Source organism: Klebsiella huaxiensis (genome assembly GCF_003261575.2).
Lineage (GTDB): Bacteria > Pseudomonadota > Gammaproteobacteria > Enterobacterales > Enterobacteriaceae > Klebsiella > Klebsiella huaxiensis.
Genome location: NZ_CP036175.1, coordinates 1,410,686 through 1,422,816 on the forward strand (window position 1 = coordinate 1,410,686; position 12,131 = coordinate 1,422,816).

The 12,131-nt window shown below is 42.9% G+C and carries 9 protein-coding genes; all 9 read left to right on the forward strand.

Going from position 1 to position 12,131, the window contains the following annotated elements; genetic code table 11:
• The 9 genes from DA718_RS06815 (at nt 1) to DA718_RS06855 (ending at nt 11,720) form a co-directional block, all read left to right on the forward strand.
• Nucleotides 1–600 carry an ABC-three component system middle component 1 gene (locus DA718_RS06815; protein WP_025107322.1) on the forward strand — a complete coding sequence of 200 codons (600 nt, stop codon included), beginning with the start codon at nt 1–3 and terminating at the stop codon, nt 598–600.
• Nucleotides 597–3,581 carry an AAA family ATPase gene (locus tag DA718_RS06820; RefSeq protein WP_025107323.1) on the forward strand — a complete coding sequence of 995 codons (2,985 nt, stop codon included), beginning with the start codon at nt 597–599 and terminating at the stop codon, nt 3,579–3,581. Before DA718_RS06815 ends, DA718_RS06820 begins: the two co-directional genes overlap by 4 nt.
• An 88-nt stretch (nt 3,582–3,669) precedes the next feature.
• Nucleotides 3,670–4,581 carry a hypothetical protein gene (locus tag DA718_RS06825; RefSeq protein WP_112216467.1) on the forward strand — a complete coding sequence of 304 codons (912 nt, stop codon included), beginning with the start codon at nt 3,670–3,672 and terminating at the stop codon, nt 4,579–4,581.
• Between the two features lie 125 nt (nt 4,582–4,706).
• Complete coding sequence (locus DA718_RS06830; RefSeq protein ID WP_032438909.1) at nt 4,707–6,491, forward strand: KAP family P-loop NTPase fold protein; 1,785 nt, start codon at nt 4,707–4,709, stop codon at nt 6,489–6,491.
• Nucleotides 6,491–7,243 (forward strand): hypothetical protein, encoded by a 753-nt coding sequence (locus DA718_RS06835; protein WP_025107325.1) that lies wholly within the window; start codon nt 6,491–6,493, stop codon nt 7,241–7,243. Before DA718_RS06830 ends, DA718_RS06835 begins: the two co-directional genes overlap by 1 nt.
• The gene (qatC, locus tag DA718_RS06840) at nt 7,225–8,544 is read left to right on the forward strand and encodes a Qat anti-phage system QueC-like protein QatC (RefSeq protein ID WP_193555342.1); all 1,320 of its coding nucleotides are present in this window, start codon (nt 7,225–7,227) and stop codon (nt 8,542–8,544) included. Before DA718_RS06835 ends, qatC begins: the two co-directional genes overlap by 19 nt.
• An 8-nt stretch (nt 8,545–8,552) precedes the next feature.
• Complete coding sequence (qatD, locus tag DA718_RS06845; protein WP_032439204.1) at nt 8,553–9,266, forward strand: Qat anti-phage system TatD family nuclease QatD; 714 nt, start codon at nt 8,553–8,555, stop codon at nt 9,264–9,266.
• Between the two features lie 307 nt (nt 9,267–9,573).
• Nucleotides 9,574–11,022 carry an ATP-binding protein gene (locus tag DA718_RS06850; protein WP_025107328.1) on the forward strand — a complete coding sequence of 483 codons (1,449 nt, stop codon included), beginning with the start codon at nt 9,574–9,576 and terminating at the stop codon, nt 11,020–11,022.
• Nucleotides 11,022–11,720, forward strand: a complete 699-nt coding sequence (locus DA718_RS06855) for an HNH endonuclease (protein ID WP_112216469.1) — start codon at nt 11,022–11,024, stop codon at nt 11,718–11,720. Before DA718_RS06850 ends, DA718_RS06855 begins: the two co-directional genes overlap by 1 nt.
• The last annotated feature ends 411 nt before the right edge of the window (nt 11,721–12,131 follow it).

Sequence of the window (12,131 nt, forward strand, 5' to 3'; positions counted from 1 at the left end):
ATGCCGACAATCCAAGAACTCGTTACTGCTATAACCGAGCGTGCTAAGGGCCGCTATAAAGTTCATTTTCCAGATGTGGACGAAATGGTTTCACCCTCAATTGATATCGGCATGACTGTAATACAACTCAGGCGCATTAATCGGGAAAATGCTGGATGGCGAACAGTACTGATCACAGCATTTCCTAGTAACGTGGATAATATCCAGAGTGCTTTCCGGTGGGCCGCTGATATCCGGGACATACTTGCAGAGCCGCAGACAGCAGACCTTTACATGTTTATGCTCATCGATGGAGTTGAGTCAGAAGATGCTGCCCGTTTTGAAACGGACGATCGATTTTGCAGGAAGGTGGTACTCAGAAAGCAGGAAGATATTGACTCCTTCCTTGATCGAAGTTTTCTGGCGTCTTTAACACCTGCGAGAGGTGGGAATGATATCAGCGATCCTCTGCTAGCGTCTCTGAACTCGATGAGTCAAGCACATTCCTGGGTAGAACCTCACCTCGAAACATGGCGTGAATTGTTGCTCTCTGAGAAATCTGGCGATGAAATTGTTAATGCGCTGAGGGATATGATGTTTGGAGAACGGGACTTTCAATGAAACAACTTAAATCTATCACGCTCTCAAACGTCCGCCGATACGGTACCGACACCAAAATTGAGCTCAGTGGCGGTGCAACCATTTTACTGGCCCCTAACGGTACGGGGAAAACGGCCTTCTTCGAAGCGATCGAATTTAGCCTCACGGGTAATATTTCTCGTCTAGGCGAGAATCTCTCACCCATTATCAGGGACAGCCAGACAGTCGCTAAGGTGGTCTTGGATTTTGGGGATGTACAAGCCTCTGCGCAGGTGAGCAACGGAGGTAACGTCGAAAGGACTGGTGATTTAAGCTCTCTTTTTCCGGATACGAAGTCGGAGGACATCCCCTTTTTATTAAGACTTACCCACTTACTGGATCAGCGCGAGGGACAATGGCTGGTCAAAGCGGATGCAAAAGTTGCGGGCGCTCAACTGGCTCGCTTGCCAATCGGTAAAGATGGAACCCTCGTTAGTAATGCTCTTGGCGGCATTCGCCGCGTTCTCACTGAGAAGCTGAAGCATGCAAAGGGAGCCCTTGAGGCGCTGGAAGCTGAGTTTGCGGAATGGCAAAGTCTGATTCTTGATCGGGACCAGGCCGCATCACAATCTCAGGGGGCCCTGCGCAGTAAAGAAAACATCGCAGAATCAATCTCAGACATCGCTCGCAATACTCAGAGTGCAGAACAATTGCCAGTAGGTTTATTAGTTCCGCCAGTGGGTATCAGCAATCTGGAAACTATGCACGATGCATTAGAGCAAACAGTACAAGCAAAACTGAGCCGACTTCGCGAACAGATTTCAGCGCTTATGGAAGTGGATGGACTAATTGGCCGGTTCGTTTCTGAGCAAGCGCGTTCTGAGCAGCTTGGTAATGCGCTTATAACTGCTAAAGAGGAGCTGATACAAAAACAACAGGTACGATCTCAGCTAGTTGATAAAAAAGATAAACTCCAGAAGGAACTCGTCACAGCTGAAGCAGAACGTGATGTAATTATACAGCAGCTTAACCGGCTCAATAGTGAGGCGCGAACCAAAGAGGCCTTCGAACAACGTAAGCTTGACTTGGCGTCAGCTGACAAAGCGTTGGTCGACGCCCAGTCTCAAGCATCAGCCTTGAGGCACGTACATGAGGGGAACGAACAGCTCCGTATTGAGCATGAACTTATAAATAAACAGCGTAAGTCTCTGCAGCTTGTAGATAGTGAAGTACTTACTGCTCATCAACTTATCAAGCGCTGGGAAGACATTCTTCAACATATTGCGACAATTACCGACTTGGTTAGCAATGAGGAAATTCAGGAGCGTGTACTTCAGGAGCATCTCCATACCGCGAACTCGTTAAAGGTATCAGCTGAAACAGATGAGCTTTCAGCGAAGCAGTTCCATGAGATGCTCACGTCTACTGCTGACTCTATAAGGCAATCCGTAGCCACCATTGCCGCACATTTACCAGAGGATCGAGGGGACTGCCCTTTATGTGGAGTGGAGCACGGCGCTGCCGTTCTTCATGAACGCGTTACTAGATCATTAGAGGCTATAGACCCCAAAGTCATCGAAGCAGAACAGCGCGTTAAAATAGCATCCGATCACTTGCGGAAATGCACAGAAACAGTGACGCATACCGAAACAGAATTGAAAACGTGCCAGAGTAAAATTGTTGAACTGCGAGGCGATATCGTTCGCTCAGTAGCGGAGATCAATCAACTCAAAACAAACATCCTTCTTGACGGAGATACGGTACAACTAGCGAAAGCATCTATCCAACGTCGCGAAGAATCAAATGCTTCAGCTAAACAGCAGCTTGACGAAAAACAGCTTAACCTTGCCCCCTTACCGACACCTGAAATATTGGAAGCGTCTAAAAACGCATACCAATCGTCGACTCGCGAACTGGATACTGCGCGGCAGAATCGGGCCGAAGTCTTGGCTAGCCTTGAACAAACAACCGCTGCATTAGCTGCAATAACAGCAGGGGCACTCCCTTCAAAAACGCTGGCTGATTTATCCACTGAACAAAACAAAAATACAATTCAACTAGCTGAATTAAAATCAAAAATTGAGGCTGAGCAATCTGCATTGGATAGACAGAATATCCCTTTAGCTGAAGTTAATAATAAGATAAATGGCCTCGAAAAGCAGATCACTGACGCTCAGGTTCAGTTAGCCTCAATCCGGTATTCATGGAGACAACTGTCCTTTCCCGGCGATCCCGCTCTCGAAGTGGCGAGCAGTAAAGAGATTCAACTGCAGTCATCCGTTGCTGACCTGTCCCGACATTCAGAACAGTTACAAACACTCAAAATTGAGATTGGTACTTGGAGCAAGCTGGAACAGACTCGTTTGGCACAAGGGCTTATAGATCGTCGCCGAGGAACATCATCGGAGCAGGAATTCGCTACAAGTCTTAGCCAGCGAATTGATAACGAGAGAACAAATCAGATGCAGTTGCTGCAATTATCTGAAGCGATGGAGACGCTCAATCGTTGCCTATCTACTGAGATCTCGAATGTACAAAAACATGTGCTCTCTGTCGTTCCAAGGTGGCAGGCTTTGCTCAAACGCGTAGTCAGAGAACAGCGCTTTACTGGCACCAGTTTGGGTTTTCGCAGTATCTACAGAAAGGAACATGCTGAAGTATCTGTTCCGTTACATGGGGAGTCAGTACCGGTTCCGGCGATAGCCAGCGAAGCTCAGCTAACTGATCTACAGCTTACCTTCTTGCTCTCCATGGCATTGGAACACCAGTGGTCCTCATGGCGCTGCCTGCTTCTGGATGACCCAACACAGCATCATGACTTGGTCCACGCAGCGTCCGTATTCGATTTACTGCGTGATTACATAGTTGATCATGGCTTCCAGGTTGTAATTGCAACACATGATGCCCTTCAGGCGCGTTATTTCATGCGCAAACTGCAAAATGATGGCATTGATGCACGCTTGTGGTCACTCGTTCCAACACCTGAAGGGGTGACGGCATCTGAGATGCGGATAACTAGGTAACCTAACAGCGCTGGGCCAGGTGATAAAGCAGGGCTGTTGGGATCTCAACCTGAGAAAACTCGAGGGCTGTTCATTTTAGGAGGAAAGGATGGAATCTGCTCGTGACAAACGCACCGGAGAAAAAGTGGATGCTGAAGAGCTCTGGTTGTTGGATATCGTTGATACCAGTGGTTATGTCTGCTGGGGAATCGAAATGTATCCTTCCGCTTGGCAAAAAGGCAGTAAGAAAAGACCGTCGTTTAATAAAATGCCAGGAAAAGAACACATTAACTGCGATGCTGATGCTGAGAGCACTGTTGCTAAGCAGGGCCAGAAGAAAAGCGTCCGCCATCTCTTGGACAGCGCACCGGGTTTGATGCCAGCAGGGTTAAAGTTGATTGAAAAACGTCCAGTTGTTGATCCTGACTCAACGGGTGGTGAAAACAATTCGAGCACAACACGTTCTGCATCATCAACATCCAGTAAAGGCAATACCCCAACTCGGCAATCGCGTCGTCCGGTTAATGCTATTCGTCAGATTTGTAGAGCGTTTATTCGCTTCCCGTATGATCGAGGTATGTCACTACATATACCGGATATTGATGCCGATACTTACATGACTGTCTTTAAAAAACTTAAAGATCCGATTCAGCCCTATCCGGAACCGCGAGTTTTCTACTCACAGTTGTTGTGGCAGAAATTTGAGCAAGATGAGAATCGGATTGTCATTCCTCTTTCGGGAGAATGGGTTAAAGATGAATCCGGAAAGCTCAGGCCTTCTCGAAGTTACAAACTCCATGTGGAATGGAGCGGCTGGTCCCAAGCTAAACGCACAGCACTTCGAAACGAGTTGGAGGCCGTCCAAGAAGAAGCGAAGGATGCGGGGAAGAAAAAGCTAAAAGACAGGGCTCAGATTTTCTTCATCGGTGAGCAAAGTACTGAGGACCATGAGGTCTTCTATGTAGCCGATTACAGGCTGATTTGTGCGATCCTAGGACATATCACTTATCCGAGAATTTAAAGTAAAATCAGATGGTTGAGTTAAACCCCTAACAAGTTGAGAACCGAAACATACATCTTTAAAAAACTTTGCCCTGGTTGATTTGAAACTTCCATCAGTCGAGAGAAATAAAGGATAAATAATAGATGTGGTCAGATAAGGAATCATCAGAGGATTACCTAAATTTTGGTGAAGTATCTCAGCTAGCAGTAGATGTGCTTACTACCGAAAATATGTTGCCAGTATCAATAGGCATTTTTGGTAACTGGGGGGCTGGCAAATCTTCACTTTTGAAACTGATAGAGCAAAAACTTGAGCAAGATGACAAAGATTGGATAGTAATTAATTTTGACTCTTGGCTTTATCAGGGCTACGACGATGCTCGTGCTGCCCTACTTGAAGTCATCGCTACAGCATTGACAAAAGCTGCGGGTGGAAATACGACTCTTATCTCAAAAGCAAAGAGACTTCTGAGCCGGGTTGATGGATTTAGAGCAATGGGGTTTCTGGCGGAAGGAGCTGCTTTATTTGCTGGAGTCCCTACTGGCGGTTTACTTTCTAGGGGAATTGGCGCGTTTAGGAATGCTACCGACGGTATCCAGAGCCAGGAAGAATATGAGGCTTTGGGCAATCTGGCTAAAGAAGGCAAAGAGAAGGCTGGTGGTTTGATTAAACCTGAGGCTAAAAAAAGCCCTCCTCAGCAGATTGATGCATTTCGTCAGGAATATGGGGAAATTTTAGAAGAGCTTGGTAAGCCACTCATCGTGGTAATTGATAACCTCGATCGCTGCCTACCGGCTAATGCTATCCATACACTTGAAGCAATCAGGCTATTCCTTTTCTTAACTAATACAGCCTTTATCATTGCAGCAGATGAGGACATGATTCGTTCTTCTGTAGCTGATTACTTCAAGGGGGCATCACAGCGCCATCAAATAGACTATCTCGATAAGCTCATCCAGGTTCCTATTCGGGTGCCAAAAGCTGGGGTGCGTGAGATTCGTTCATATCTGTTCATGCTTTATGCCATTGAGCATGGCTTAAAAGGCGAAAAACTTACTAAGCTCCGTGACGGCCTAGAAAAGGCATTACAACAATCTTGGAAAGATGAACCTATCACACGCCAGGACGCTCTAAAAATGACTGGTGAATCTGAGGATAGTAACCTCGCTTTGGCATTTGCTCGTGCGGACCGTATTGCTCCTGTATTAGCCAATTCGCCAATTATCCATGGCAATCCTAGGATCGTTAAGCGTTTGTTGAATGTTGTCAAAATGCGATCTCAAATTGCTAAGCGACGAGCAATGCCTTTGGATGAAGCAATCATCACTAAGTTAGTAATCTTTGAGCGCTGTGTTGGAGTAGATGGTACCGCTGACTTATATCACCTAGTGGATATTGAACAAGGTATGCCCCAATTGCTTAAACAGCTTGAGGAAGCTGACGGTCAAATACCTACTGAAGCGCCAAAGACATGGACTGATAATCCAACAACTAAAGCTTTCATTGCTCAATGGGCTCAGCTTGAACCGCGCCTTGGTGGAATCGATTTGAGAGCCGCCATATATCTGTCCAGAGAAACTATGCCAATAGGTGCATATGTGGTTGGTTTATCGCCGTATGGACGGGAAGCACTGAATGCACTCATTGAAATGAAAAATACCAGCTCTCCCGCAGCAGAAGCTCTTTTGGAAACGCTTCCTCGTGAGGAACAAGTGCCTGTAATGGAAGGTCTAATTAGCCAGTTAAGGCAAGCATCGGATTGGACTCGTAGACCTAAGGGTTTTTCTGGTGCATGCCTCTTGGCTCGCCACTCGGCAGATGCTGCCAGTATATTAATTCGTTACTTGCAGGAATTGCAGCAGGGAACGAAGCCACCGGTATGGATGGCTGCAGCACTCAAAGATGAGCAATGGAATAAGGACGCTTAATGGGAACTTCACAATCAAGTACAGGGCCAGGTGGTGGTTCGCCACTGGTTCCACCTTGGGCTGATGATCAGCCACAGCAACCCTTACCCCCACCACAAGAAAGAAGGTTCGCGCCGTTCCGGGAATCTTTGGGGAATGCGGTTTCAAACGGTAATAGAGCAGACTTCAGAAAAGCCATAGGGCATTACGCGCGAAAGGCCTCTGGAGGTAGCAGTAGTGCAGCTCGACGATTAGGGAGTGTCACACAGGCAGGGGGGGGATTGTTTGGGGCTTTGGCGGGAGTACCTTCGGCTCCAGGAGAACCAAGCATTGATTTGGGCAGTTTAGCTGGCCTTCCATGCGAAATGGCAATATCAGCTATTGCTCAAGCTTTAACATCGCAGGATGGTGATTCAGAGAAGATTTGTGCAGCCATGAACCATGCCTTAGTGGAAGCCCTCGATGGTGTAGCAATTTTCGATCTCCAACAAATAACAGATGGTGTGATCGTTGACACAATGATTTGTTATCTTGCTGAAAGCATTTTTTTGCAAATGGTTATGGATTCTAACAAGGCATGGAATAAAGCGGATACTCCTTCAAAAGCCATCCATGCAGAAACTGAACTTCGAGAGTTGATCAAAGTTGTTGTTGATAAGCATATGGCTCCAAAACTTGTTGGCAACATCAGAACTTTTTCTAAAAATCAAATGGTTAAAATTGAGCGTCAGGTAATCATTGAGGCTTGGCAAGAATGGGAGGCCTACCAATGACACAATTAGTTTTCCATCATGATCATCGTCTCTTACCGCCAGCAGGTGAGAACTTGTTGCCCGTACAGCTTTATGGATTAAGTGGGCAGGGGCGGGGTGATATATCTATTATTGGGAATCCTGCGATTGAGCGAATTAAGCGCTTGGGAGTCAAAATTCCAGCTCAGGTCATGGATTTTTTGAGCATTGCACTAGCGGTTACAGCGGCTGATACCTTCGTTCAGCGTGAAAGCTCTGAGGATGGTTGGACTCGTCAATTCTCGCTACGACTTCCCCTTCATGAGCCATCTCGATGGATTGCCCTAAAGAAGGAACTTGAAAGCGCTTTGCATTTCCTTAGTGGAGACATCTGGGATTTCGAGTTTTGCACTGGTGGTTATGCACCGCCAGAACCATATAGTCAACATTCAAGGTTTCACCTGATTAAGCTCAAAGAACTTGATTGTGTCAGCTTATTTTCAGGAGGATTGGATTCGGCTATTGGCGCAATAGATCTTCTGACAGTGGGGCGTGCTCCGCTTTTGGTTAGTCATGCTTATAAAGGAGATAAGTCACGACAAGATCAAATTGCTGAAAGATTGAATGGTCGATACTCGCGGTTTGAAATTAATGCTGATCCGCATCACTATCAAGGGGTGACTGATATTACGATGCGAACGCGGAGCCTCAATTTTCTTGCTTTTGCGGCAGTGGGCGCTTGTGCTGTACAAGAAGTATCTCAACAAGAAAAGATCGATCTTTTTGTGCCTGAAAATGGGTTTATCTCGTTAAATGCACCACTAACCCCACGCCGGATCGGTACGTTGAGTACACGAACAACACATCCATATTTTATTACCAGCATACAACAACTCTTTGATGCGGTTGGAATTCCTTGCCAAATAATCAATCTATATCAGTTCAAAACAAAGGGGCAAATGGCTCATCAATGTTTGAATAAGCCACTCTTAACTGAAATTGTAGAAAGTACAGTATCTTGCAGTCATTGGAAACGCACGAATCAACAATGCGGGGTATGTGTACCGTGCATCATTCGACGGGCATCGCTTCATGCTGGGGGGATTAGTAGAGATGCAGATTACACTTTCCAGTCTCTGGCTAAAGTAATGAATGAAATTGATCGCAGGGATGACCTTATCGCTCTTAGGATTGCAATAGCACAGAAATCCACTTTGAAAATAGGAGCATGGGTCGCCAAGAGCGGTCCCTTGCCTGTGGCTGCTTTCAATAATTTCAAGCAGGTGTTTATGGAAGGGCTAAATGAGGTCGAAAACTACTTACTGAGTGAGGGTATTGTTTGAGCATCGACATGCACTGTCACCTTGACTTATATCCTCAGCCAGAACAGGTGGCTGAGGAGTGCAAGCGTCGAGGGACTTATATACTGTCGGTAACAACGACCCCCAGAGCATGGCATGGGACCTCTTCGCTGGCTAAAGGAAGCCAACGAATCCGAACTGCTCTTGGGCTCCATCCCCAAATTGCACATCAAAGATCGCATGAGTTAGAGCTGTTTGATTCACTACTTTCGGAGACGAGGTATGTTGGCGAAATAGGGCTTGATGGTGGTAAGGGATTTAAAGAGCATTGGGATGTCCAACTGAAGGTATTTCGACACATACTCAATAGTGTGCATCGTGCTGGAGGTAAGATTATGACTATTCATAGTCGGGGAAGTGCATCAGCTACCATTGATGAAATTAAAAATATTGATGGGATAGCGATATTACATTGGTTCACTGGGACACCCAAGCAGCTAGAAAGAGCAATCGATTTAGGGTGTTGGTTCTCTGTGGGGCCTGCTATGCTCAATACAATTAAGGGGAAGGCCTTGGCTTTAACAATTCCTAAATCACGCATTCTTACAGAAACCGATGGGCCATTTGGTAAGTTTCGTAATGATCCACTAATGCCATGGGATAGTGAGATTGCTGAGACCCAGTTAGCCAAATTATGGGGGGTGAGTCTGATAGATGTTAAAGTTCAGCTTTCTGATAATCTAAGAAGACTATGTAGCTATTAAGCGTTTAGATAAATCCACTGATTTTAGATAATCAATCAGTCCCAATTCCATTTGGCTGACGTATTGAAAATATGAGCTGCTCCCCTTTGATTAACCTAGACTGATTTAGTGACTTCCGCTTCGTGCCAGGAGTGGACGTTGAAAAGTACGCATTGCTTTAGTGGACGATACGCGCGTACTTTTTTTTATAATTCACGTAGGGTGAAAAATTATATTCACAAGTTATAAATTAAAAAATATAATAGAAGATAGAAGGTTAAATCGTAAGCCTACGAATACGATTCTAACTTAATATAGGGAGATCATAATGTTTAAGCTTGATACAATAAAAAATCACAGAAAAGATGACGTTATAGTTAGCATTGACAATAAATTGAACAATGAGAGCTTTTACACATTAATTACAGGTGAGAATGGGTGTGGTAAGTCTACTTTACTAAGCAAAGCTATTAATAGCTTTCTATTTATCAACCCTAGGAAAAGTAAAGAGTGTCAAGTTTCTTCTTCGTCAAAATCGCAACCATCGAGAATAATTGCCATATGCAATGCTCGATATAATAAGTTTGCGCTAAAAAAAACCTTCTTGGAAAAAAATAAAATCTATAATCCTGATTATTATATCCAAGCAGATCCTACCTTGGAAGTAGGGAGAGCCTTAAATGAAGTAATCCAATCATCATTAAGGGAAATAACTAATACACAAAATGAAGTCAATAACAAAACGGTGAGAACCATACAGGATAAAGAAAGATGCTTTAAAGCTTTTTCCATGATCGGAATACATCCTGAGATTAGATTTAATTTAGAGTTAAATGTTGATAGAATTTGTAAAATAAAGGATGCGTACCAGCGTCCGGAATTAAATGAACCTAGTCATGTCTCAGTTGATCATTCCATCTCTAGGGATTTTCTTTATCTCGCTAGGATGAATCACATTAGCTCAAGTGATATTGAGGATTTTTTCAATTTTTATGATTGTATTGACAATAAAATAATTAGCTTAGGAGAGGGTGTTTTACACTTTGATTCTCCTAGATATCAGATTCTATCAGAACAGACTAATACTGACCTATTAAAAATCGGAATAGCAGTGGGTTTTATTGCCCCTACAAAAATAAAAGTTCAGCGTGACAACTCTTTGAAATGGGTAAGCCATCATGACCTTAGTTCTGGACAACAATCTTTACTTTTAAATGCAATACTCATATCCATTTTCGCGAAAAAAAATTCTTTGATTTGCATTGATGAACCAGAAAATAGTCTTCACCCTGAGTGGCAAATAAACTATATGAAGTTTCTAGACTGCTTATGTCCATCAAATCTGCAAAGTCATATTTTTATTGCGACACACTCGCCACAAATAATTTCAGGACTACAGAGCAATAATGGTTGCATAGTGTCTTTGTTAAATTTAAATCCTATGCATAAAAATAACAGAAATCATATTTCAACAAGTGGGGAAATAATTTCAACAAATTGGCAAGAGTTACATTCAGCATCATCGTATAGAAGAAAGTCCGCTGCTCATCAACTAGTGGAGATTTTTAAAAGCCCTGGTTTTGATAATGAGGCAATAATAAATAAGTTATTATTAATTCTTACTAAACAGACAAAAAAGATTGAGATAAATTATGAAGATGAAAATTTTATTGATGGTGTTCAAAATTTAATTAGAAATGAAAAAATAGATGACTGCGATCCTGTATTGGTAATGTACAGACAAATTAAAGCTATTGCTAATTTAAGGGAATTTTAATGATATTGCAAGCAATCGAGTTCAAAGGTGACTTACTCAGACATGTGGAGACTTTTGATGGTGATTCAGGCCACTGGGACGGAACTGACAAAATTAGAGTTAAGCTGAGGGGAGCGATAAGAAAGCATTATCTTGCGCAGCAAGATTATCATTGTGCTTATTGCAATAGATTCAGGCAAGACTTCCATGGGTATTGCTGGGATATAGATCATATTATCCCCAAAGACACACATCCTCAATTCACCTACGAGCCGCATAATTATGCACTGACATGCAAGGATTGCAATACTAAGAAAGGTGAGTTTAATGTTTTAGAACCAAGTGTTATAGCTGCTGTAAAATATCCTAAAAATAGCAATGATTATATAATAATAAATCCTCATTTTGATGACTACAGTGTTCATATGGCTGTGGATTATAATATTAATAAACAGGTTTACCACATTCCAAAAACAAAAAAAGGAACTGAGACATTTAGGATGTGCAATCTATCAAGATTCACAGAGGTAATAGCAAAAACATCTGAGGTTGTTGAAGATGAAAATATCACTATAGGCTTTTCAGATGCAGAGTTTAGAGAAATATATATAAATTATAAAGCAATAGTGAACAATAATGAACTAACTCCGAGTGAGAGAAAGCAACGACTCATTTCAAGATTGACTGAATTACTAGGAGTTGACATTAACAATATGTGACTATTTTTGTATATACTATAGAAATTATTTAAAATGAAATGGGGATATTTCCCCATATTTCTGTTCCAGACGAATTCTTCAAGCTGAGAGGCTCAGTCAACACTAAAACTCGTGGTAATTTCAAGCGTGATTTTGTTAAGCTTTTTTAAAATTATTCCCAACAGTAATTATAATTGCATATAAAGTTTGGCTGATGTTTTTTATACATCTAGTGGTAAATTTCCAGTTGAAAATATGATGATATATTTCTGTATTTCATAAACCTCAGCTATAGATTACAATAAAATTATAATTCATATTTTAAGGATGGTTCTGGCGGATTACTTAATAAGATTCGTACTTAAAAATCGTTTATAATCTCATCTTCTCACAATTAATTGAGAATTTATGTTATTAGTAATGTCTCATGAA

Bases quoted from the DNA above. Each gene is read 5' to 3' on its own strand.
- DA718_RS06815 (WP_025107322.1), top strand. From the start codon at position 1: ATGCCGACAATCCAAGAACTCGTTACTGCTATAACCGAGCGTGCTAAG.
- DA718_RS06820 (WP_025107323.1), top strand. From the start codon at position 597: ATGAAACAACTTAAATCTATCACGCTCTCAAACGTCCGCCGATACGGT.
- DA718_RS06825 (WP_112216467.1), top strand. From the start codon at position 3,670: ATGGAATCTGCTCGTGACAAACGCACCGGAGAAAAAGTGGATGCTGAA.
- DA718_RS06830 (WP_032438909.1), top strand. From the start codon at position 4,707: ATGTGGTCAGATAAGGAATCATCAGAGGATTACCTAAATTTTGGTGAA.
- DA718_RS06835 (WP_025107325.1), top strand. From the start codon at position 6,491: ATGGGAACTTCACAATCAAGTACAGGGCCAGGTGGTGGTTCGCCACTG.
- qatC (WP_193555342.1), top strand. From the start codon at position 7,225: ATGGGAGGCCTACCAATGACACAATTAGTTTTCCATCATGATCATCGT.
- qatD (WP_032439204.1), top strand. From the start codon at position 8,553: ATGCACTGTCACCTTGACTTATATCCTCAGCCAGAACAGGTGGCTGAG.
- DA718_RS06850 (WP_025107328.1), top strand. From the start codon at position 9,574: ATGTTTAAGCTTGATACAATAAAAAATCACAGAAAAGATGACGTTATA.
- DA718_RS06855 (WP_112216469.1), top strand. From the start codon at position 11,022: ATGATATTGCAAGCAATCGAGTTCAAAGGTGACTTACTCAGACATGTG.